This is a genomic window from Streptomyces mobaraensis NBRC 13819 = DSM 40847, assembly GCF_017916255.1.
Lineage (GTDB): Bacteria > Actinomycetota > Actinomycetes > Streptomycetales > Streptomycetaceae > Streptomyces > Streptomyces mobaraensis.
On the sequence record NZ_CP072827.1, the window covers coordinates 4,140,199 to 4,162,408 of the forward strand.

The 22,210-nt window shown below is 73.0% G+C and carries 17 protein-coding genes and 1 tRNA gene; 7 read left to right on the plus strand and 11 right to left on the minus strand.

Annotated elements, in window-relative coordinates:
• Window positions 1–12 precede the first annotated feature (12 nt).
• The 6 genes from J7W19_RS17735 to J7W19_RS17760 all read right to left on the minus strand — a co-directional run bounded on the left by J7W19_RS17735 (window position 13) and on the right by J7W19_RS17760 (window position 8,805).
• Window positions 13–3,831, minus strand: a complete 3,819-nt coding sequence (locus J7W19_RS17735; protein WP_233478126.1) for a type I polyketide synthase — start codon at window positions 3,829–3,831, stop codon at window positions 13–15.
• Between the two features lie 32 nt (window positions 3,832–3,863).
• Entirely contained in the window at window positions 3,864–4,898 is a 1,035-nt protein-coding gene (locus tag J7W19_RS17740; protein ID WP_004940288.1) for a ketoacyl-ACP synthase III family protein, read from the minus strand.
• A gap of 155 nt (window positions 4,899–5,053) precedes the next feature.
• The gene (locus J7W19_RS17745) at window positions 5,054–6,469 is read right to left on the minus strand and encodes a cation:proton antiporter domain-containing protein (RefSeq protein ID WP_004940289.1); all 1,416 of its coding nucleotides are present in this window, start codon (window positions 6,467–6,469) and stop codon (window positions 5,054–5,056) included.
• A gap of 13 nt (window positions 6,470–6,482) precedes the next feature.
• Entirely contained in the window at window positions 6,483–7,706 is a 1,224-nt protein-coding gene (locus J7W19_RS17750) for a class I SAM-dependent methyltransferase (protein ID WP_004940291.1), read from the minus strand.
• Window positions 7,703–8,398 carry an NAD-dependent epimerase/dehydratase family protein gene (locus J7W19_RS17755; RefSeq protein WP_106429523.1) on the minus strand — a complete coding sequence of 232 codons (696 nt, stop codon included), beginning with the start codon at window positions 8,396–8,398 and terminating at the stop codon, window positions 7,703–7,705. The genes J7W19_RS17750 and J7W19_RS17755 overlap by 4 nt, the downstream gene beginning before the upstream one ends.
• Window positions 8,395–8,805 carry a cupin domain-containing protein gene (locus tag J7W19_RS17760; protein ID WP_004940293.1) on the minus strand — a complete coding sequence of 137 codons (411 nt, stop codon included), beginning with the start codon at window positions 8,803–8,805 and terminating at the stop codon, window positions 8,395–8,397. The genes J7W19_RS17755 and J7W19_RS17760 overlap by 4 nt, the downstream gene beginning before the upstream one ends.
• A 451-nt stretch (window positions 8,806–9,256) precedes the next feature.
• On the opposite strand from J7W19_RS17760, the gene J7W19_RS17765 reads away from it, so the two are divergent.
• Together J7W19_RS17765 and J7W19_RS17770 are read left to right on the plus strand one after the other, a co-directional pair.
• Entirely contained in the window at window positions 9,257–9,508 is a 252-nt protein-coding gene (locus tag J7W19_RS17765; RefSeq protein ID WP_106429524.1) for a LuxR C-terminal-related transcriptional regulator, read from the plus strand.
• A gap of 408 nt (window positions 9,509–9,916) precedes the next feature.
• The gene (locus J7W19_RS17770) at window positions 9,917–10,333 is read left to right on the plus strand and encodes a response regulator transcription factor (protein ID WP_051072482.1); all 417 of its coding nucleotides are present in this window, start codon (window positions 9,917–9,919) and stop codon (window positions 10,331–10,333) included.
• Here the strand turns inward: J7W19_RS17770 and J7W19_RS17775 are convergent.
• A complete protein-coding gene (locus tag J7W19_RS17775; RefSeq protein WP_051072483.1) occupies window positions 10,330–11,400 on the minus strand; it encodes a GDSL-type esterase/lipase family protein in 1,071 nt (356 codons plus the stop codon). The genes J7W19_RS17770 and J7W19_RS17775 overlap by 4 nt on opposite strands.
• Window positions 11,401–11,573: 173 nt before the next feature.
• Here J7W19_RS17775 and J7W19_RS17780 point away from each other — a divergent pair, with 173 nt between their 5' ends.
• On the plus strand, window positions 11,574–12,458 hold the full coding sequence (locus tag J7W19_RS17780) for a glycosyltransferase (protein WP_233478127.1): 885 nt from the start codon (window positions 11,574–11,576) through the stop codon (window positions 12,456–12,458).
• A 51-nt stretch (window positions 12,459–12,509) separates the two neighbouring features.
• Here J7W19_RS17780 and J7W19_RS17785 read toward each other — a convergent pair whose 3' ends face one another.
• On the minus strand, window positions 12,510–13,478 hold the full coding sequence (locus J7W19_RS17785; protein ID WP_004940298.1) for an NAD-dependent epimerase/dehydratase family protein: 969 nt from the start codon (window positions 13,476–13,478) through the stop codon (window positions 12,510–12,512).
• 244 nt (window positions 13,479–13,722) lie between these two features.
• Here J7W19_RS17785 and J7W19_RS17790 point away from each other — a divergent pair, with 244 nt between their 5' ends.
• Window positions 13,723–14,475 (plus strand): hypothetical protein, encoded by a 753-nt coding sequence (locus J7W19_RS17790; protein WP_004940299.1) that lies wholly within the window; start codon window positions 13,723–13,725, stop codon window positions 14,473–14,475.
• Between the two features lie 253 nt (window positions 14,476–14,728).
• Window positions 14,729–15,628 (plus strand): hypothetical protein, encoded by a 900-nt coding sequence (locus J7W19_RS17795; RefSeq protein WP_004940300.1) that lies wholly within the window; start codon window positions 14,729–14,731, stop codon window positions 15,626–15,628.
• Here the strand turns inward: J7W19_RS17795 and J7W19_RS17800 are convergent.
• The 3 genes from J7W19_RS17800 to J7W19_RS17810 all read right to left on the minus strand — a co-directional run bounded on the left by J7W19_RS17800 (window position 15,586) and on the right by J7W19_RS17810 (window position 18,406).
• Window positions 15,586–16,443 (minus strand): RNA methyltransferase, encoded by an 858-nt coding sequence (locus J7W19_RS17800; RefSeq protein WP_004940302.1) that lies wholly within the window; start codon window positions 16,441–16,443, stop codon window positions 15,586–15,588. The genes J7W19_RS17795 and J7W19_RS17800 overlap by 43 nt on opposite strands.
• Before the next feature lie 128 nt (window positions 16,444–16,571).
• A tRNA-Thr gene (locus J7W19_RS17805) sits at window positions 16,572–16,648 on the minus strand.
• A 135-nt stretch (window positions 16,649–16,783) separates the two neighbouring features.
• Window positions 16,784–18,406 (minus strand): alpha/beta hydrolase, encoded by a 1,623-nt coding sequence (locus tag J7W19_RS17810; protein ID WP_004940305.1) that lies wholly within the window; start codon window positions 18,404–18,406, stop codon window positions 16,784–16,786.
• A 723-nt stretch (window positions 18,407–19,129) separates the two neighbouring features.
• Here J7W19_RS17810 and J7W19_RS17815 point away from each other — a divergent pair.
• Window positions 19,130–20,002 carry an ABC transporter ATP-binding protein gene (locus tag J7W19_RS17815; RefSeq protein ID WP_004940306.1) on the plus strand — a complete coding sequence of 291 codons (873 nt, stop codon included), beginning with the start codon at window positions 19,130–19,132 and terminating at the stop codon, window positions 20,000–20,002.
• Complete coding sequence (locus J7W19_RS17820) at window positions 19,999–22,167, plus strand: FtsX-like permease family protein (RefSeq protein ID WP_004940308.1); 2,169 nt, start codon at window positions 19,999–20,001, stop codon at window positions 22,165–22,167. Before J7W19_RS17815 ends, J7W19_RS17820 begins: the two co-directional genes overlap by 4 nt.
• Window positions 22,168–22,210: the final 43 nt, after the last annotated feature.

Consider the following 22,210-nt stretch of genomic DNA (forward strand, 5'->3'; position numbering starts at 1 on the left):
ACCGTTCGTGAATCAGGACGCCGGGACGTCCTCGGCCGGGACCTCGGCGAGCCGCTCGGTCAGGTGGTCGGCGATGTCGCGGATGGTGGGCAGCTTCCAGAAGACGTTGGCGGGCACGTCCCGGCCGACGCGCTTCTCCAGCCGGCGGCGGACGACCACCGTCATCACCGAGTCCAGCCCCTGCTCCACCAGCGGGCGGCGGACGTGCAGGTCCGCAGGGGCCAGCCGCATCTCCTGCGCGATCTGCGCGCGCACCTCGTCGAGCACCCGCTGCCGCAGCTCGTCCGGCGCCAGGCCCGCGAACGACACCGCGTCCGCGTCCGCCTCCCGGCCCGGCTCGTCGGCGGCCGGCGCGGCCGGCTGCTCGACCACCGGGTAGCGCAGGCCGCGCAGGCTCGCCACCGGGCGGCCGTCCCCGTCGGTGACCAGGGCGTGCACGGTGTCGGTGACGCCGGGATCGAGCACGACCTCGACCGTCGCCGCGTCCGGGGGCGTGCCGTGGACGGTGATCTCGTCCACCTGGACGACCATGCGGAGTTGGGGGAGGCCCATGAAGGCGGCGGGCGCGATGGACATCACGGCGTCCAGCAGCGGGGCCCAGGAACCGGTCTCCGGCGAGGCGACGCGGGCGTGCAGCACGCCGAAGCCGGCGGACAGGCTCTCCACGGTCCAGTCGAAACCGGTCGAGGGCACGCCCACCTCGGCCAGCCGCCGCGCGACCAGGCCGGGATCGGCGGGTTCGAGCCGGTGCTCGGCCGGGTCCAGCAGCGTGCGCGACGCCAGGGCGGCGAGATCCGGCGCGGCGGTGCCGGACGCGCAGTGGACGAGCCAGGCGGGGTTCGGCTCGGACGCGTCCGCGACCGTACGGGAGGCCAGCCGGACCACGTCGCCCTCGTGGACGACCTGGATCTGCCGCTGACCGGCCGTGAGCACCGGGTGGGTCATCGTCATGTCCCGCAGGGCGCGGGGTTCGCCGTCCTCGGCCGCCGCGGTCAGGAACGTGACCGCCAGCACGGCGGCCGGGACGATCTCCACGCCATTGAGGGCGTGGCTGCCCGGGTACGGGCGGCTGTCGTCGTCCAGCGTGCTGTGCCACAGCCTCAGTTCGCTGCCGGCCACGGCCGCGGGGGTGCCCAGCAGGGTGTGGGACGCGACGTCGTGGCCGCGTCCTGCCGTCCGCGACCCGGCGATGGAGCGCCAGAGCGAGCGGTGCTGCCAGGGGTACGGCGGCAGGGTCGCCAGGTCCCCGTTCGGCTGGAGCGCCGGCCAGTCCACGGTCACGCCGTGGCAGTGGGCCGCGCCCACGGCCGCGTCGAAGGTCCGCGCCTCGGGCTTGTCGCGCCGCAGCGTCGTGCCGACGAACACGTCCTCCACGCCGCGCTCGGCCAGCGTCTCGTGGACCGAGTGCGCGACCACGGGGTGCGGGGCCAGCTCGACGAACGCCCGGTGGCCGTCCTCGGCCGCCGCGGTGACCGCCGCGGCGAGCCGCACCGGGTTGCGCAGGTTGGCCGCCCAGTACGCGCCGTCGGCGGCCATCGCGGCCCGCGGGTCCGCGAGCGCCGTCGTGTAGAGGGGGGTGTGCGGGGTGCCCGGCCGCAGCTCGGCGCAGGCCGCGCGGAGCCGGTCGAGCAGCGGGTCCATGTGCGGGCTGTGGAAGGCCACGTCGGAGGCGACCCGCCGGACGACCAGCCCCTCGTCGGTCCAGCGGCCGACGACCTCGTCGACCGCCTCCGGGTCGCCCGAGACGACGGTGGACGACGTCGAGGACGCGATGGCGGCGACGACCGCGCCGTTCCCCGCGAGCCGCTCGGCGACCTCGTCGAAGGGCAGGTTCACCATGGCCATCGCCCCGCGCCCGGCGGCCTCGCGCAGCAGCAGCGACCGGCGGCAGATCAGCCGGGCCCCGTCGGCCGTGGTCAGTACGCCGGCGGTGACGGCGGCGGCGATCTCGCCGACCGAGTGGCCGATGACGGCGGCGGGCTCGACGCCCCGGGACCGCCACAGCGCGGCGAGTCCGAGCTGCATCGCGAAGATCATGGTCTGGGCGCGGTGGACCTCGGTGTGGTCGCCCTCCAGCAGCGTCTGCCGGGGCGAGAACCCGATCTCCTCCTTGAACACCGGCTCCAGCTCGTCGATCGCCGCGGCGAACACCGGCTCGGACTCCAGCAGTTCCCGGCCCATCCCGGCCCACTGGGAGCCGTGGCCCGAGAACACCCAGACGGGACGGGCGGTGTCCGGCAGCGCCGCCCCGGTGACGACGCCGGGCGCCGGCTCCCCGGCGGCCAGCGCGCGCAGCCCGGCGGCCAGTTCGCCGCGGTCGGCCGCCACGACGGCCGCCCGGTGGGCGAGCGGGGAACGCCGGTGGGCCAGGGTGTGCCCGAGCGCGGCGGGGTCCAGGCCCGCCTCGACCCGCTCGGCGAGCGCGCCGGCGCCCGCGCGGAGCGCCTCGGGGGAGGCGGCGGAGAGCGGGAACACGGTCCCGGCCGGCTCCGGCGCGGGACGGGCGGGCGTGGGGGGCGCCTGCTCCAGGACGACGTGGGCCACGGTGCCGCCGTAGCCGAAGCCGGAGACGGCGGCGCGGCGGGGGTGCGGGCGCTCGGGCCAGGGCACGGCCCCGGTGGCCAGCCGGATGGCGTGGCCGTCCCAGTCGATCTCGGGGTTGGGGTCGCCGTCCAGCAGGGTGGCCGGGATGTGGTCACGCCCCAGGGCGAGGACGGCCTTGATGACCCCGGCGACGCCCGCGGCGCCTTCCAGGTGGCCGATGTTGGACTTCACCGACCCGACCACGCACGGCTCGCCGCCGGCGCGGTCCGCTCCGTAGACGGCGCCGATCGCGCCGATCTCCATGGGGTCGCCGAGGCGGGTGCCGGTGCCGTGGGCCTCCACGAAGTCGACGGTGCCGGCGTCGACGCCCGCGGCCGCCAGGGCACGCCGCATGACGTGCTCCTGGGCCTGACCGCAGGGGGCCATGATGCCGTTGGTGCGCCCGTCCTGGTTGACCGCGCTGCCGCGCAGCACCGCCAGCACCCGGTCGCCGTCGCGTTCGGCGTCCGCCAGCAGCTTGAGGACCAGCACGCCGCAGCCCTCGCCCCGGCCGTAGCCGTCGGCGGACGCGGAGAACGGCTTGCTGCGGCCGTCGGGCGCCAGTGCGCCGGCCGTGCCCAGGGCGATCGTCTGGCCGGGCGACACCAGCAGGTTGACGCCGCCGGCCAGCGCCACGGAGCACTCGCCGAGCCGCAGGCTCTGCGCGGCGGTGTGCAGCGCCACCAGGGAGGCGGAGCAGGCGGTGTCGATGGAGAGGCTGGGTCCGCGCAGGTCGAGCGCGTGCGAGACGCGGTTCGACACGGCGCACACCGCCGCGCCGATCCCCGTCCAGGCGTCGATGCCCGGCAGGTCCTCCAGCCGGCCGGCGCCGTAGTCGTAGGTGCAGACGCCGGCGAACACACCGGTGTCGGTCCCCGCCAGGGTGTGCGGCGCGATGCCCGCGTGCTCCAGCGCCTGCCAGGACACCTCCAGCATGAGGCGCTGCTGCGGGTCCATCAGCTCGGCCTCGCGCGGGGAGATACCGAAGAACTCGGCGTCGAAGCCCGCGATGTCGCCGTCCAGGTAGCTGCCGGCGCGGATGGCCTTCCGCAGCGCCGCGTCGAAGCGCGGGCCGAAGTCCCGGTACTCCTCCCAGCGGTCGGTGGGCATGTCGCCGACGGTGTTGCGGCCGGCCGCCAGCAGGTCCCAGAACCCGTCGGGGGATTCGACGCCGCCGGGGAACCGGCAGCCGATCCCGACCACGGCCACCGGGGGAAGGGAGTCTGCCGGGTGTGCGAGGGGTGTCACGGGCGTGTTCCGTTCGTCGTTGCCGGTATTCGTCATGCGTCCCAGTCCGGCGATTCGAGAACCTGAAGGACGGCGCTGGACACCACGAGGCCGGGAGCGGTGGCGAGTTGCAGGACGTGGTCGCCGGGGGCGAGCTCACCGGTCCGTACGAGGTGTTCCATGGAGAGCAGGTGGTCGCTGGCCCCGCAGTGGCCGATGCCGCGGCCGAACTCCCAGGTCGAACGGGACAGCGGCAGCCCCCAGGCCGCCATGCAGCGCTGTTCGACCACTTCCCGGGAGTAGTTCATGAAGGAGACGCGGGCGACGTCCGCCATGCCGATGCCGGCCCCCGCCAGGGCGCGCTCGGCGATCTCGGTCATGTGGTCCTGGATGTCGGCCATCGCGAGGGAGGCGGGGCTCCGGGTGGCGAACTGCTGGCCGATGCGGGCGCTGAAGTCGGTCGGACGGCCCCGGGTGATGCTCGGCGGGAACAGCGGCTCGTCGCCCCGGTGCAGCGACTCGATCTCCGGCAGGCCCTTGGACGCCAGCGAGCACAGCCGGGCGAAGCCGGGCCGCTTGGTCAGCACCAGGGCCGACGCGGCGTCGCCGCCGATGAAGCCGGGACCCATCCGCCACCGGTCGACCAGCGGCGTGCCGTAGTTGTCGGCGGCGACGATCAGCGCGCTCGTGCGGTCCGGATCGGCCCGCAGGTAGGCGGCGGCGAGTTCCAGCGCGCTGAAGACGCCGTTGCAGCCCTGCCGGATCTCCAGGGCGAGCATGTCCCCGCCCACCAGGTGCCGCTGCAGGTACGCCTGCGGCGGCCAGCCGTCGGGGCCCTGGTGCCAGGTGCTCGCGTACAGCAGCAGATCGAATTCCTTCGGCGATCCGCCCCACCGTTTCACCGCCTGCTGCGCCGCCCGCAAGGCCATTTCCGGAGGGGGGATGTCGCCGGCGACGGCGACCCCGCCGAGTTCGTGCGCCTCGGCTTCCTCGGCCGGATAGAGGCCGCGTTCCACGGCCCATTCGACGCTCACCACGGGCGGTACGAATACGCCGAGAGCACCGATGTACAGGTCGGCTATCTGCACCAACCCACCTCCCTGTTTTCAGGTTTACTGGACCGGCGCGCACAGCAGGTCATTCCGTGCCGATCATAGTCAGCGACCCGTCGGCATTTTTGAAGGAATCACCTAGACCTCGCCCGGCAATTCGTGTTCTGAATTCGTTTTCCGCCGGGTCCCGTTCAGCGGGCCACGGCCGCCGCCTTCGCGGGAGCGGGCGCGGCGCGGCGCGCCTCCGCGCGGTCCAGCAGGTCGAGCAGCGGAGCGGTCATGACGGTGGCGCACAGGGTGACCACGACCAGCATGGTGAACAGCGCCGGCGACAGGACGCCGAGGTCGAGTCCGATGGTGAGGATCACCAGCTCGGTCAGCCCGCGGCAGTTCATGAGCACGCCGATGCGCAGGGCGTCGACGCGTTCCACCGACATCAGCGCCGCCGCGGCCGCGCTGCCCGTCAACTTCCCCGCGACGGCGACGAGGAGGGCGACACCGGCCCACACCCACAGGGCCCCGCCGCCGTCACCGAGCCGCAGCAGGTCGGTCTTCACCCCGACCGAGGCGAAGAACGGGGGCAGCAGCACGGCCGTGACGAGTTCCTGCAGTTTGCCGCGGGCGTTCTCCAGGACCGGCGTCGACTTCGGGCAGACGGCACCGAAGAGGAAGGCGCCGAAGATGAGGTGGATGCCGATCAGCTCGGTGGCGACCGCCGACAGCAGGACGCCCGGGATGATCAGGGTGAGTACACCGCCGTCGGCGAGCCGGCGCTCGGGCCGTTCCAGGAGGCGGCGCAGGGCGGGGCGGACGACCACCACCATGACGCCGAAGAAGGCCGCGGTCAGCGCGAGGGTGCGCAGCACGCCCAGCGGCGAACCGCCGCGCAGCAGCGCGACGACGCCCGCGAGCAGCAGCCAGCAGGCGAGGTCGGCGGTGGCCGCCCCCACGATGGCGTACGCGCCCGCCCGGGACTGCAGCATGCCGCGTTCCATCAGCAGCCGGGCCAGTACGGGGAAGGCGGTCACGCTCATGGCCAGGCCCAGGAACAGGGTGAACGGCAGGAAGCCGACGCCCTCCGGGGCGTAGCCGGTGTACAGCGCGTACCCCAGGCCGCAGCCGAGCCCGAACGACAGGCAGACGCCGACGAGTCCCACGGCGACGCCGGTGCGGCCCGTGTCCTCGTGCCGGGTCTCGCCGAACTCCATGCCGATCAGGAACATGAACAGCGCCAGCCCGATCTGGGCGACGAGGTTGAGGTACGCGTGGAGGGCGGCGGGGAAGAGGGCGTCGTAGGCGCGGGGGGCGACGAGGCCGAGCACCGAGGGGCCCAGGACGATCCCGGAGACCATCTCGCCCACCACGCGCGGCTGCCCCAGGTACCGGCTCGCCAGCGTCCCGAGGCCCCGCGCGACGGCCACCACCACGGCGAGGGCGAGCAGCAACCGCCACGCCTCGACGGGGGGTCCGCCCCGCGCGGCGCCCCCGGACCCGGAGTGCCCGCCGCCCTTGCCCGCGGCGCCGTGCCACAGCAGCAGGCCCGCGGCCAGCAGCGGCAGCACCGACAGCAGGCAGATGGCGAGCGGGCGGGCGCCGCGCGTTCTCATCCCCGGCACCGCGTCACACCACTTCCAGGGCGGGCAGCGGGAAGACCAGGTTGCCGCCGGCCGCCAGGAAGTCGCGTTCCCGGGCGACCATCGCGTCCCGGTAGATCCACGGGAGGACCAGGAACCGGTCCGGCTCCAGCGCCCGGGCCTCCTTCTCGGAGACGATCGGGATGTCCGTGCCGGGCGTGAAGCAGCCGAACTTGTCCTCGTTCACCTCGGCGATGCACGGCAGGAGCGTCTCGTCCAGGCCGCAGTACTGGAGGATGACGTTGCCCTTGGTGGAGGCGCCGTACCCGAGGGTGCGCAGCCCCTTGTCCCGCGAGGTGGTGAGGAAGTCCACGAGCCGGTCGCGGGATTCCTCGGTCCGCCGGGCGAACTCGGCGTAGGGCAGGTCCGTCTCGCCGGCGCGGATCCGGGCCAGGGCCGGCTCGTTGACCTCGCGCGGGGAGTCGCGCCGGGCCAGGACGAGCGAGAGGCTGCCGCCGTAGACGGGGGTCAGCTCGGCGTCCACGACCTTCAGGCCGGTGCGTTCGGCCATCCACTCGATCTGGCGGAGCCCGTAGTAGTCCAGGTGCTCGTGGCAGACGACGTCGTAGGCGGCGGCGTGCAGCATCGACGGCAGGTAGCTCTGCTCGGTCACCCAGATCCCGTCGTCCGTCAGGACGCGGCGGATCTCGCGCATGAAGTCCATGGGACGGGGCAGGTCGTAGAACATCGCGATCGAGGTGACGACCTTGGCGCGGCGCTCGCCGAGCAGTTCGGCGGCGAAGAAGTCGGGGATCAGCTCGGCGCCCGGCGGGTAGGTCTCGGCGAAGACGGAGGCGGCGGGGTCCACGCCGACCAGGGCGGGGCCGCCCGCGGGGTAGGCCGACAGCAGGGTGCCGTCGTTGCTGCCGATGTCCAGGACCAGGTCGCCGGGGCCGAGGTCGACCAGCCGGGTGATGGCGGCGACCTTGCCGCGCAGGTGGTCCGCCATGGAGCGGTTGAGGCTGGACCGGTAGCCGTAGCCCTCGCCGTACATGAGGTCGAAGTCGGCGGTGTGCCGGAGCTGCACCAGCTCGCAGCCGGCGGGCGAGCAGCGCACCAGCTCCAGCGGGACGTACGGGACGTCCTCGCCGCGGGTCCGCGGGAACACCCCGGTGAGTGCCTGCGGACCGAGGTCGAGCACGGGCAGCAACTCGGTGTTGTCGCAGATCCGGCAACGGTCGATCACCGTCGAGTGACCGGTCGTGGTCATGATTCTCCAGTCAGTGCTCTGCTACGGGCCCCGAGCCAGCCGATGACATCCGCGGCGTCCGGCCAGTCGGGCCGGCTGACCAGGGGGAACTGGTCGTCCTTCCGTGTGCCGGCGAAGACCGAGCGCGAGCCGACCGCGTCCCTGATCTCCCGCAGGCTGACCGTCGTCCGCGCGCCCACTTCCCACAGGCCCTCGGCGTCGAGGTGGGACGCGATCCAGCGGCCGCACCAGTCGACCGGCGCGAAGCTCTGCCGCGAATCGCCGTGCGCGTAGACCGGCTGGTCCCCGAGGAAGTCCATGAGGACGCCCTTGGTGTTGGCGTCGCCGTACATCGGACCCAGGCGGACGATCAGGTGGTCCGCGCAGAGTTCCTCGGCCTCGGCCCGGTTCCTGCCGTAGGGGGTGTCCGGTTGGGTGCGCGCGGAGATGGTGCTGATCTGCACGAAGCGGCCCCACTCCCAGTCGCGGAGGAGCGCCCGGGTCTTGTCGACGGTCTCGCGGCGGTCCTCGTCGGGGTGCTGCCGGGCCCAGTAGCGCCGGGACGGGCAGGCCGTGTTGACGAGGACGTCGAAGGGGCCGCTGCGGCGGGCCTCCTCGTAGGTCGCACGGGTCACGGGGACCGCCGCGGATCCCAGCGCCCGGGTGATGGCGGTGCCGACGAAGCCGCCGGCGCCGACCACCGCGACCCTCACCTGCGCTCCAGGGTGTGCGGCAGCGGCTCGACCTGGACCAGCGGCGGGTCGCACTCGTCCCAGGGCTTGGTGAGCATGGCGATGAACGTCAGCGGCGTGATGGCGTGGACGGCGTGCATGATCCCCGCGGGCGTCCTGGTGCAGATGCCGCGCGAGACGTGGATGAACTCTTCCTCGCAGTTCGGGTCGTCGGCGTCGTCCTTGGTGACCAGCACGCCCGAGCCCTCGACGAAGAGCAGGTATTCGACGAAGTGCGGGTGGTAGTGCAGACCGCGCACCTTTCCCGGGTACAGGTGCAGCATATTGAATTCCAGGATGGGCTCCGGGGGAACCCAGGTGAAAATTCCGCCGCGACCGTCCCGCACCGTGTCCAGGTTGCAGGTCGGTTGGAGCACCTCGATTTTCATGCCGTCTCCCCTCGTTCCGCCACAGATTCGCAGGCGTTGAGGATAAGGCGTACATGTATGAGGAATTTGCTAGTCCTGCGGGCCGGCGGCCCCGGGTCCGGCCGTCGGCCCGCTGCGGGCGCCGCGTGCACCCGGATGCCCTACCGCCCCGTTACCTGGGGTTATGCGGCCAGAACGGACATGTGGCGGTGTGGGTCGCGGGCGGTGCGCCCCGTCGGTCGTATGAGTGTGGGATGCCGGAATACATCCCATTTGCTCGAACAATCCAATATCGGAGAACGGCGGCTTCCACTTGTACAAAAGTCCACTACTCGCCGTGTTGAACTTGTGGGTAGAAATGGACCCGCCGCCGGCCCCGGGGTCCGCCGGGCGCTCTTCCCTCTCAGCGCTTGCCCGGGTCCGTCTTCGGCACTCCACCCTTCTCGGCACTCTTCCCCTCAGGGAGTACCAGGTGACCACTGCACCCATGACGTTATCCACGCTGGACGCCAAGATCATGGAGCGCATCGCCGCAGGTGAGCGCACCACGTGCATCGCAAACAAGCTCTACCTCAGCCGGCAGGGTGTCGAGTATCACGTCAGTAAGATGATGGACCGCTTCCGGGTGCCCAACCGCACCGCGCTCGTCGCCAAGGCGTACGCGCTGGGAATCCTGGGATCGGAGGCGTGGCCCCCCAGGGTTCTGCAGGATCGCATCAATTGAGCCGCCGCCGCGGGCGATAGCGGGCGGCTTCGTAGCCGAGGTGGACAAAACGCGCATACGGCCGATGTGAGTTTGTCGAAACCGGCTTTGATGCCGCCCGCTGCCGCAGTGGCGCAGGACGGGCGTGAAGTCCCCTTCCTGGCAACGGAATTGTCGCCGACCCACAGGGTGCAAGCCGCCTTGTCCGACGCGCCGGCCCACCCCGCGCATATCGGTTGGCAACACCAAGGAACCTGGCCGTGGATGCGATAAGATGATCCGAGTGGGTTATGTCCAGGGTCATTCGTCGCTTAGGTGGTAGTGCGGCGCGACTTCATTGTGCGGCGGTGGCCTTTCGGTGCCGCGGTACGTGATGCGTCGGATGCTCTCAGGGGATGCAAGGACCACAGGCTCATACGGGGGGCCACTTTGCTGTATTCCGAATGCGACACGGGTCATTCCGTCGGCGATGTCGGGGACGCCGGCGATGCCGACGACCGAGTCCTCGACGAGGAGCGGTTTCCCTGGCTGGAAGGGCTGGGCCAGGTGCATCTGCTCTCCGAGCGCGAGCTCCAGGTCTTCTCCCTGCTGAGCCATGGCTACTCCAACCGCGAGATCGCGGCGTTCCTCGGGGTCACCGAGCGCACCGTCAAGGCGCATATGGCGCAGATCCTCGCGAAACTCAGGGTCGAGTCCCGCCTGCAGGCCGGACTGGTCGCCTTCGCCCACGGGCTCACGGGCTCGCCGACGCCTCCGCCGCCCCACCGTGGCGCTGTCTCCGGCGGTGCCGTCTCCGGTGTCCTGCCGGGGTCAACCTCCCTGCACGGTAAGGGAGTCGGCCGCTAGACCCGCGCCAGCCCGGGCACCAGCTCCTCGACCTTGCGCCGGAAGGCGGCCGCGAGCAGATCGTGCCCCTCCTGGTTGAAGTGCAGCGGGTCGAGGTGCCTCGGCTCCACGTACAGGTGGGCGGTCTCGGGGCCGGCGAGGCTCGGACCGTGGACGTAGTGGAGGTTCTCGTCGCCGTCCGCGCGCAGCAGCTCGACCACCTCGCGGGTCTGCTCCCGGACCTCCACCAGCGACAGGTACCCGTCCCCCTTCAGCGGGTCGTGCCACGGGGAGTGGTGGTGCGACGCGATGAGCAGGGGCGTCGAGGGGTGCCGCTCCCGGATGATCCGGATCATGCCGATCAGGTTGGGCCGGTAGGTGAACTGGTTGAGGGCCCGGGTCCCGTAGATGTTGATGCCGACCATGCACGTGATCAGATCGGCGGGCAGATCACGGAGCAGTGTCGCGAAGAGCGGCTGGAGGTAGCAGCCCGCCCCGATCGCCAGTGACGTGAGATCCAGGCCGAGTTCCGTGGCGACGGTCGCGGTCCAGTTCCGGCTGGGCGACAGGGCCCCCCGGCCCTGGGACTCGGAGGAGCCGTAGTGGACCCAGCGGGGCGCGCTGGTGGTGTCCGCGCTCACCTCGGCGTCCGCCGGCACCTCCACCCCGTGCAGGGTGAACTGGTTCAGACAGGGCAGCCACAGCTCCACGAGACGGCCGGCGCCGGCGCCCGGCAGGGATCCGACGTGGCAGGTGTGGATCCCCTGGTCGGTCACCAGCGGGAGACTGGCGACCGGCTTGCCGTCCACGCGCACGTCCACCTGCGGGTTCTCGGGCGGACCCGGCATCTCGTGGGCGGGCCGGGCGGCGTACCGGAAGGCGAACCCCGCCGCGTCCGTGCGGAAAGTGATCCGTACCCCCGACGGCATCGCGGCGCGCCCCACGCTGCCCTCGGGAAAGAACAGATGCCGTTCCTGAAAAGGTATTCGCCAGGGCAGTATTCCGCCGTCGACCTCCTGGAGGGAGACCGCACCGCGATAGGTCAGTACCGGGTCGTCCGCCCGAATGAGGCGCCCCGCTTCCAACATCCGTCACCTGTCCAGTCGTTCCGTGGCCGACGCACCGAACACTAACAGCAGCCAATGCAGTCAGGGCCGTTGATTCTCTAGTGCATTTCTTAGAAAGCGGTTCCTACAATGAATCCCGATACCGGCACTCCCCAGTGCCCCTCCAACGGAACGCAGCCATACCTGGAGTGACTGTGGACAAGAAAGAGACCGCGGACCGGGGCACTCCCGGGCAGCGTCCCATGGTGGTGGCGGTCTGTGCCTTCCGTCTGGAGAACGTGCGCCGGCATCTGCGGCACAACCTCGACCAGTTGAACGGCGACGAATACCTGGTCCTGCTGGACCGGCCGGTCACCCCGGAGGCCGAGAAGGTCGCCGCCCAGGTGAACGAGGGCGGCGGGACGATGCGCGTCCTCGGCGCCACGAACGGGCTGTCGGCGTCCCGCAACACGGTGCTGCGCGAGTACGCCGGGCGGCACATCCTGTTCGTCGACGACGACGTGCGCCTCGACGCCTCCGCCGTGGACGCCGTCCGCGCCGCGTTCCGCGCCGGGGCGCACGTGGTCGGGGCCCGGCTGCGACCGCCGCACGACATCGGCCGGCTGCCCTGGTTCCTGTCCTCCGGCCAGTACCACCTCGTCGGCTGGCACCGAGCCCGCGGTCCCGTCAAGATCTGGGGCGCCTGCATGGGCGTCGACGCCGACTTCGCCCACCGCCGGGGCCTCACCTTCGACCTGGGCCTCAGCCGCACGGGCGGCAACCTGCAGTCCGGCGAGGACACCACCTTCATCGCGCTGATGAAGGAGGCGGGCGCCGTGGAGCGCCTGCTGCCCGAGCACGCGGTCGTCCACGACATCGACCCCGGCCGGCTGACCCTCCGCTACCTCCTGCGCAGGGCCTACTGGCAGGGGCACTCGGAGGCGCGGCGCCACCAGTCCGTCGCGGGTCTCCGCAAGGAGCTGGACCGGCACCGCACCGCCCCCGAGTCCCGCTGCACCCCCCTGCTGTTCTGCCTGTACGGCGCCGCCACCGCGATCGGTGTCGGCCACGGCCTCCTGCTGCGCCTGCGCGGCAAGTGACGCCCCGGCGGGCGGCGGACCGGGGGCCCTGACGACCCCCGGCCCGCCGGGTCAGGCCCGCTGCCGGACGGGCGAGCCGGAGCGGACCCAGTCGTAGGTGGCGGCGATGCCCTTCTCCAGCGGGACGGACGCGGTCCAGCCCAGGTCGGCGGCGGCGCGGGAGACGTCCAGCGTGCTGTGCTGGATCTCGCCCGGCCGGCGGGGCGCGAAGCGGGGACGCAGCTCGCGGCCCGAGGCGGCGGCGATGTGGTCGAGGACCTCCAGCACCGTGCTCCCCTTGCCCGTGCCGATGTTCCAGACGCCGGGCGCGGGATGCCGGAGGGCGGCGAGGAACGCCTCGGCGACGTCGCCGACGTACACGTAGTCGCGGGTCTGCGTACCGTCGCCGAACACGGTGGGCACCTCGCCGTCGCGGGCCAGCCCGCAGTGGATGGCGATGACGCCCGCCTCTCCGCCCGGGCTCTGCCGGGGCCCGTACACATTGCCGAGCCGCAGCACGCTGTGCCGCGTTCCGTGCAGCCGGTTGAAGAGGCCGACGTACTGCTCCGCGCAGTACTTGGCGGTGCCGTAGGGGGCGCCCGGACCGGGCAGCGTGTCCTCGCCGGTCGGGACCGGGACGCCCTCCCCGTAGAGGGCCCCGCCGGTGGAGGCGAACACCACCCGCGCCCCGACGGCCCGGGCCGCCTCCAGCACGTTGATCGTCCCCTCCACGTTGACCCGCGCGTCGGCGGCCGGGTCGGCCACCGAGACCCGGACGTCGATCTGCGCCGCGAGGTGGCAGACGGCGTCGGGGCGTACGGACCGCACCGCCTCGCCGAGGGCGGCGGCGTCGGCCACGTCGACGCGGCGCAGCTCCGCCCGCGGGTCCAGCCGCTCCGGATCGCCGGTGGTCAGGTCGTCCAGGACGGTGACCTCGGCCCCGGCCTCCAGAAGGGCGTCGACGAGGTGCGAGCCGATGAAGCCCGCCCCTCCGGTCACCAGCAGACGCGTTCCGTCCGGGAACCCCGGGAACATGGACATGGCCGCCCTTCCTCGCAACTACAGCATCGGAGAGCGCCGATCCTAAGGCGGGACGCGTTCGGGAAAACCTCAGAGATTCCGCCCGGACACCGACCCGGCAACCCCGTTTCACCTGGGACGATGGACATCCCGGACGCGCCGGTGCCGTGCGGGCGCCGGTGGCGGCGGCGGGCTTCGCCGGGCGCGGCATATGATCGCAGAAGGGCCGCGACGGAGGCGGTTCCGAGTTGCTGGGAGTGGACAGGTGAGTTCGTACCGCCACGCCGTCGAGCGGAGCGACAGCTCCGATCTCGCCTGCGGCGTCGTGCTCCACTCCGCGCCGGGCTACCCCGCCTTCCCCGTCCGCCTGGCGACCGAGATCTTCCTGCGGGCGCAGGCCAGGCTCCCCGACGACGGCCCGGTGACGCTGTGGGACCCGTGCTGCGGCAGCGGCTACCTCCTGACGGTGCTGGGGCTGCTGCACCGCCGCGCGCTGCGGCGGGTGATCGCCTCCGACGTGGACCCCGCCCCGCTGGAACTCGCGGCCAAGAACCTCGCCCTGCTCTCCCCCGGGGGACTGGCCGCGCGCGAGGCCGAGCGGCGTGAGCAGAGCGAGCGCTTCGCCAAGCCCGCGTACCAGGAGTCCGCGGATGCCGCCCGCAGGCTGCGGGACCGCCTGGAGGCGGACGGCGGCGCGCTGCCGTACGCCGTCGGCGCCGCGGACGTCTTCGATCCGCGTTCGCTGTCCGCCGTCGTGGCCGGGGCCGCGCCCGACGTCGTCCTGACCGACCTGCCGTACGGCGAGCGGACGCACTGGGACGGCGCGGTGCCCGGGCAGCCGGTGACCGGCATGCTGCGCTCGCTCGCGTCGGTGCTCCCCGCGCACGCGGTGATCGCCGTCACCGACCGCAGCCGGAAGATCCCGGTGGCTCCGGTGCCCGCTCTGGAGCGGCTGAAGATCGGGACGCGGTCGGCCGTGCTGGTCCGGGCGGCCGACGTGCTGGACGCCTGCCCCTGAGCGCCGGGCGGGAACGGCGTGCCGGGTCCCGAACGGTCTGAGGCGCTGGGATTTTCCCCAGTTCCTTTTCCCTAGACTCACCACGCCAGGATGGCTTCACGTGTGTTCTTGGGAGGGCGGAATGGCGGGAGCCCGGGTGCTCATAGCCGGGAATTTCCATTGGCAGGCGGGGTTCAGCCAGACCGTCGCCGCCTATGTGGAAGCGGCGGGTGAGGCGGGCTGCGAGGTCCGGGTCAGCGGTCCCCTTTCGCGAATGGACGAGCAGATCCCGCGACACCTGCCGGTGGAGCCGGACGTGCGGTGGGGAACGCACCTGGTGTTCATGTTCGAGGCCCGGCAATACCTCTCCGACGAGCAGATCGAACTCGCCGGCTCCATTCCCCGCCACCGGCGCCTGATCATCGATTTCGACGGCCACTGGGGCGGTGTCGCCACCGCCGGCGACAGTTCCGTCGGCACCCACCCGGTCGAGCAGTGGCAGCGGCTCTACTCCACGCTCGGCGATCTCGTCCTCCAGCCCAAGGCGGGCCCCCTGCCGGACGGGGCGGAGTTCTTCCCGTGTTTCGGAATGCCCCGCCTGGTACGGCACCCCCTGGAACTCGGCCGCGAGCGGGACTGCGACCTCCAGTACATCGGCAGCAACTGGGGGCGGTGGGAGCCGTTCCTCGAGGTCGTGGAGGCCGCCCGGCGGGCCCGGCTGCGGCGGATCCGGGTCTGCGGACGGTGGTGGGACGGGGAGACCTGCCCCGGGTTCGAGGACATCACCTCCGCCGAGCCGGAACGGCTGGCCGGCGTCGACGTCCGGCCGCCGGTGCCGTTCGGGCACGTCGTCACGGAGATGGGCCGGTCGGTGATCACGCCGGTGCTGGTCAGCCCGCTCGTCGCCGACACCGGGCTGCTCACGGCCCGGGCCTTCGAGACCCTCGCGTCCGGCTCGCTGCCGGTGCTGCCGGCCGCGGCGGAATTCATGTCCTTCCTGTACGGCGGGGGAGCCGAACCCCTGATGCTGGGCCCGGACCCCGCCGCGACGCTGGGCCGGCTGGCGGGCGAGTTCGAGCGGCACGCGGAACTCGTGGGACGGATCCAGGAGCAGGCGCGCGCCCGCTACAACTACCCTCGGCTGCTGGGGGAGTTGCTGGCCTTCTTCCGCTGACCGATCCGCTGCCGGACGGTCTCGTAGAGGACCGCGGTCGCGGCGTTCGCGGCGTTCAGCGAGCTCGCGGAGCCGGTCATCGGGATGCTGACCGTGTGGTCGCACAGCCCGCGCCAGGTGTTGCTGAGCCCGGCCGTCTCGTTGCCGACCAGCAGCAGGGTCGGCTGGGTGAAGTCGAAGTCGAAGACGTCGCACTCGCCGTCCTCGTCCGTGCCGACCAGCACGATCGGCGTCCCGCCGGCCCGGCGGGCCTCCACCCACTCCATCACCTCGGCCGGCGACGGCACCCGGACGGCGGGCAGGGAGAACAGCGAGCCGGTGCTCGACCGGACCGACTTGGGGTCGTAGACGTCGGCGGCGTGCCCGGCCACGATCAGGCCGTGGGCGCCCAGGGCGTCGGCCGAGCGGATGATGCTGCCGATGTTCCCCGGGCTGGTCGGCCGGTCGAAGAGCACGCCCAGGAAGTCCTCCCGGACCGGGATCCGGCCCAGGTCGTCGGCGGGCATCTCCACGACGGCGATGACCTCGGGCGGGGCCTCGCTCTTCTCGCCCAGCTCCATCATCAGGTCCGAGGCCATCGCGACCTGCTCGGTCCGCACCGTGCGGAGGAGTTCCTTCGCCCACTTCGAGAGCTGCCGCTGCCCGTCGAAGAGGAGCGTGTGCACGGGCCAGCCCTGCTCCACCGCGAGCGAGATCGGGCGGACGCCCGTCACCAGGAACTCACCGGCACGCGTCCGCTTGTTGCGGTTGCCGAGCAGCGCCTGCCACTGCTGGAAGCGAGCGTTGCGTGAGGTGATCCGCCGAGCCGCCGGCATCCGCACTCCCTGTGATCTTGCCGTTTTCGCGCGAGCTTATAGCCCGGCCGCCCACCGGCCGAGCCCGGCCCACGCCGCGCCGGGCGCTACAGAAAATCCCAGGCCAGAGACTCTGGCCTGGGATTCTTTGGAGCCGCCTGCGGGATTTGAACCCGCGACCTACGCATTACGAGTGCGTTGCTCTGGCCAACTGAGCTAAGGCGGCAAGCTGCCGGGCCGAAGACTGGCATCAGCAGCGGAACTCAGTCTACACAGGTCCGGAGGGTGCTCCGTACCAGGTGGTCCTATGGGCCGATGAGCGGGCCGGGGCGGGCCGGTCGCGGGGCGGGGGCGGACGGGGTCAGGAGCAGCGGAGGCCGGAGCGTGGGGCGGTGCCGTTGAGGAGGTACGAGTTGATCGCGGAGTCCACGCAGGCGCTGCCGCGGGTGTACGCGGTGTGGCCGTCGCCCTCGTAGGTGAGGAGGCGGCCGGAGGAGAGCTGGGAGGCGAGGGAGCGGGCCCAGGGGTAGGGGGTCGCGGGGTCGCGGGTGGTGCCGACGACGAGGATGGGGGCGGCGCCGCGGGCCGTGATGCGGTGCGGGTGGCCGGTGGGGTGCGTGGGCCAGTAGGCGCAGCTCAGGGAGGCCCAGGCGAGGGCTTCGCCGAGCACCGGGGAGGCTTTGCGGAACGCCGGGAGGGCGTGGCGGACGTCGTCCGGGCCGTGGAAGGCGGACGGCGCGTCCAGGCAGTTCACGGCGGCGTTGGCGGCCATGAGGTTGGAGTACGAGCCGTTCGCGTTCCGCTCGTAGTAGGCGTCGGAGAGGGCGAGGAGCACGGAGCCGTCGCCGGCGGCGGCCAGGGCCAGGGCCTTGCGGAGGACGGGCCAGCCGGCCTCGTCGTACATGGCCGCGATCACCCCCGTCGTCGCCAGCCCCTCGGTCAGCCGGCGGGACTGGCCGGTGGGGAGCGGACGGGCGTCGACCCGCTCCAGGAACGACCGCAGGCGGTTCCCGGCGTCCGTCGGCCCGGAGGTGCCCAGCGGGCAGTCCGCGTGCCGCGCGCAGTCGCGGGCGAAGGCGGTGAACGCGGTCTGGAAGCCGGCCGTCTGCTCGCGGTTGACGCGCTCCGCGTCGAGCGACGGGTCCAGCGCGCCGTCCAGTACCAGCCGGCCGACGCGGGAGGGGAAGAGCTCCGCGTAGGTGGCGCCGAGGAAGGTGCCGTACGAGGCGCCGACGTAGTGCAGCCTGTCGTCGCCGAGCAGGGCCCGCAGGACGTCCATGTCCCGGGCCGCCTCGACGGTGGAGACGTGCCGCAGCATCCTGCCGGAGCGGGAGGCGCAGCCGTTGGCGAACTTCTTCAGGTTGGCCACGAAACGGCGGGTCTCCGTGGCGTTCCTGGGGGTGGGGTCGGACTGGGCGTAGGCGTCCATCTCGCCGTCCGACAGACAGGTGACGGGGGCGCTGCGGCCCACTCCGCGCGGGTCCACGGCGACGAGGTCGTAGCGGGCGCGGACGGACGACGGGTACTTGGCGGCGGCGTGCCCTTGGAGGTAGCCGATCGCGGACCCGCCCGGCCCGCCTGGGTTGACCAGCAGCGATCCCAGGCGTTTGCCGGGCCCGGCGGCCTTTTTGCGGGAGACGGCGAGGGTGATGTCCCCGCCGCGGGGGAGGTGGTAGTCCAGCGGGACCTTCATGCCCGCGCACTCGAACGCGGCGCTCTTCCCGCCGCCGCAGGAGCGCCAGCGGAGCTTCTGGGCGTAGTACGGGCGCAGGGGGTCCGCGAGGGCGGCGAGGTCGGTGTCGGCGGTGGCGGGTGCGGCCTCGGTGGCCCCGATGGCGGCTGCCGGGGCGGACGCGCCCGGTTCGTCGCGGTCTCTCGGCGCGGCGGCGGCCGGGCCGGGCCCGCCGGCGGCCAGTGCGGAGAGCAGGAGGGCCGCGGTGGCGGCCAGGGTGCCGGAGGTACGGAGCATGCGGCTGGTGTCCATCGGCAGGTCCCTCTGTGTGGCAGACAGGTGGGCGTGCGGCGTACGGCGTGCGGCGACCACCGGGGATGCGGTGGTTCTGGCCGCTTACAGGCGGATTCGCGTGGTTGCGCGAGCCGTACCGGGCCGGGCACGGGTGTACGGAGCGTATCCGGACGCATACCGGAAAGGGGTCGTATGAACGGTCAGGTCGGCTCGTACGAGTGAGGATTCACTCGGGTTGTGGTGCCCGCGGGCCTCCTGTGCTGGGCCGGTCGGCGGGGGCGGGCGGAGGAGGGGTGCCGATTTCGCGAACCTCTTGACTCCGGGCGTATAGGGAGCAAACTGGTCATACACCAGCCAACGGTGAGAGCCGCACCGTCGATGGAGACGTCCATCGGCCCGAGTGACCCCCATCTCGTCGACTGGCCAGGCCCCCGGGAGGGTTCCTGCCGGGATCGGTGCAGCGGGCGACGGCCCGGGTACGCGGTCCGGCGTGGAGCACCGGGGGCTGTCGTCTGCCCCGGGGCAAGGGGAATCTTTTCTTCCGTCGGAGAGGCTGTCCACCCGCCCTCTCGGCACTCTCAAGTGGCCTCCGCTTACCGTTCGTTGGCGGCGTGCGCGGGCAGGGTGCCGCCCCCCGTCGGAGCCCTGGCCGCGGCTCCGCATAATGGCGCGGTCGGTGACAGCGGGACCCGGACGGCACCTTGCCGCCGGGCGGGGCGCCGACGCGATATCGGGGGGAACATGTCACGCGATCACGTCATCGCGCCGCACCGCCATGCCGCCGGACCGGAGGGCGGGTACGGCGTGCCCGGTCCCGAGGGCCGCCTCACCGCGGCCATCGCGCTGGAAGGCGTCGGCAAGTCCTACAACACCACCGGCGCCTCACCCGCCGTCCGCGCCCTCGACGACGTCTCCGTGACGTTCGGGCGGGCCACGTTCACCGCCGTCATGGGCCCGTCCGGTTCCGGCAAGAGCACGCTGCTTCAGTGCGCCGCCGGATTGGACCGGCCGGACGCCGGCCGGGTCCGGGTGGACGGCACCGAGCTGGGGCCGCTCTCCGAAAAGGAGCTGACAGAGTTCCGGCGCGAACGGATCGGTTTCGTCTTCCAGGCGTTCAACCTCCTCGGCTCCCTCACCGCCGCCCAGAACGTCGGCCTCCCGCTCCGGCTCGCCGGCCGCCGCCCCGACCGGCGGGCGGTGCGCGAGGCCCTGGCACAGGTCGGGCTGGCGGGGCGGGAGGAGCACCTGCCCTCCCAGATGTCGGGCGGACAGCAGCAGCGCGTCGCCATCGCCCGCGCCCTGATCGCCAAGCCGCAGGTCGTGTTCGCGGACGAGCCCACGGGCGCCCTCGACAGCGGCAGCGGCCGGACCGTCCTCGAACAGCTCCGCACCCTCGTCGACGTCCAGGGCCGTACGGTCGTCATGGTGACCCACGACCCGGGGGCCGCCTCCTGGGCGGACCGGGTCCTCTTCCTCGCCGACGGGCGCATCCGCGACGAACTCCACGGCGCCGGCGCGCAGCGGATCGCGGAACGCATGGCCGCTCTCGAACCGGCGCGCGCCCACGGCACGCCCGAGCGGCCCGCCGCCGACGGCACGGGGAGCCCCCGTTGAGCGGCGGCAACGGCTTCCGCCGTACGGACGCGCCCCACGACACGGCCGGTGCGCCGCGCGGGCTGCCCTTCGCCCTGCTGCTGCCCGTCGCCGCCGCCTCGCTGCGCAAGCGGTGGACCGCCTTCGCCGGCTCGTTCGCCGCGCTCGCCCTCGGCGTCGCCCTGATCGGCGCCACCGGCCTGCTCACCGAGGCCGCCGCGGACATCGAGAGCCCCGACCCGGCCGCCCCTTCGCTGAAGAAGCTGCTCACCTTCACGGCGGGCGTCTCCGGCTTCGTCTCGGTCTTCGTCGTCGCCTCCACGTTCGCGTTCGCGGTGGCCGCCCGCCGTCGCGAGACCGCTCTGCTGCGGGCCGTCGGGGCCACGCCCCGGCAGGTCGGCGGGCTGGTGCTGGGCGAGGCGCTGCTGGTCGCGCTGGTGGCGTCCGGCTGCGGCGCCCTGCTGGCGCCGGTCCTCGCACCGCTCCTCGCCGACTGGCTCGTCCGGCGCGGCGTCGCCCCCGGCGGCTTCTCCGCGCCCACGACGCCCGGACCCCTGCTGACCGCGGTGGCCGTCGAGGTCGTCGTCGCCCTGCTGGGCGCCTGGGCCGCGGCCCGGCGCGCGGGGCGCGTGCGCCCCACCGAGGCGCTCGGCCAGGCGGCCGTGGACCGGGGGCGCACGACCGTCGGCCGGATGCTGTGGGCCGTCCTCGCCCTCGCGGTCGCGGTCACCGTCCCGCTGCTGCTGGCCGCGATGCCCGAACCGCTGCGCCGCGACCCCCAGTTGCGCGATCCGCGCAACCTTCCCGACTGGGCCCTGGTCTGCGACCTGCTGGCCATCACCACGGTGGCCCTGCTGGCCCCGCTGCTGGTCCCGCCGCTCGTGCGGCTCCTCACCCTGCCGGTGCGGCTGTCCGCCGGCGCGGTCGGCCTGCTCGCGCGGCAGAACGCGCTCACGGCCGTCCGCCGGACCGTCTCCACGGCCACGCCCGTCTTCCTCGTCGTCGCCCTCGCCGGCAGCGTCGTGGGCTCCACCGCCGCGTTCGCCGAGGCGCGCGACGAGCAGACGCGGGCGGCGCTGCGGGCCGAGTACGTCCTGGAGGCGGACGGGCCGAACGGCATCCCGCCCGAGTTCCCCGTCCCGGCGACCGAGGACGACCGCGACGAGGACGCGGACGCGACCGGAGGGGTCGCGGGGAAGGGCGGGAGCGGCCGGGCGGACGGCGGCCGGCTGGGCGCGTTCGGCCGGATGGGCGGCCACGACCGGATGGGCCTGTACGTCAGCGCCGTGGCCGACACCCCGCTGACCGGGCTCGACGGGGGTACCGGGGACGCGGCGGCGGGCGCGGCGGTCACCACCGCCACGGTGGTCGACGGCGACATCACCCGGGCCTGGGAGCTGCCGGCCGAGGCCGGCTCGCTCGCCGACCTCAGGGGGCCCGGGACGGTCGCGGTCTCCGCCGGGCTCGCCAAGAGCCGGCACTGGCGGCTCGGCGACCGCCTGACCGCCGGTCTCGCCGACGGCACGAAGGCCACCCTGCGGGTGGTCGCCGTCGTCCGTACGCCGCTGAGCCTGTCCGAAGTCCTCGTCCCCTACGCGGCGGTGGCGGACCACGACCGGTCCCTGCGTGCCAATACGGCCTACGTGGCCACCGATGCGCGGGCGTCCGTCTCGTTCGCCTTCGAGGCGGGCTCCGGCGGGAAAGGCGCCGGTGGTGTGCGGGTGACGCCCGCCGAGGAGTGGACGGGCGGCAACGACAGCCCGCAGAACCGCTACTTGTGGATCGCCCTGGCCGCCATCCTCGGGCCGGCCGTGCTCTATGCCCTCATCGCCGTCGTCAACACGATGGTCATGTCCACCGCCGACCGCCTCCGCGACTTCGCGACCCTGCGGCTCACCGGCGGCAGCGACCGCCAGGTCCTCGGGATGGTGGCCGGGGAAGCGGTCCTCACGACGGCGACGGCGGCGGCTCTCGGGCTGCTGGTCACGCTGGTCACCCAGGCGACGACGGCGTGGCTCTACAACCGGTGGATCGACGGCGCGGCCGTCCCCGCCCTCCGCCTCCCCTGGACGGTGACCTGCGCCGCCGCCGGTACGTGCCTCGCCCTCGCCCTGCTGGCCTCGCTCGTCCCGGCCCGGCTCGCCCTGCGCGGGCGGGCGTTGGACGCGGCCGGCGGGCGGGAGTGACGCCTCCGGGATGATGCCGGTACCGCACTCGAAACCGCACGTC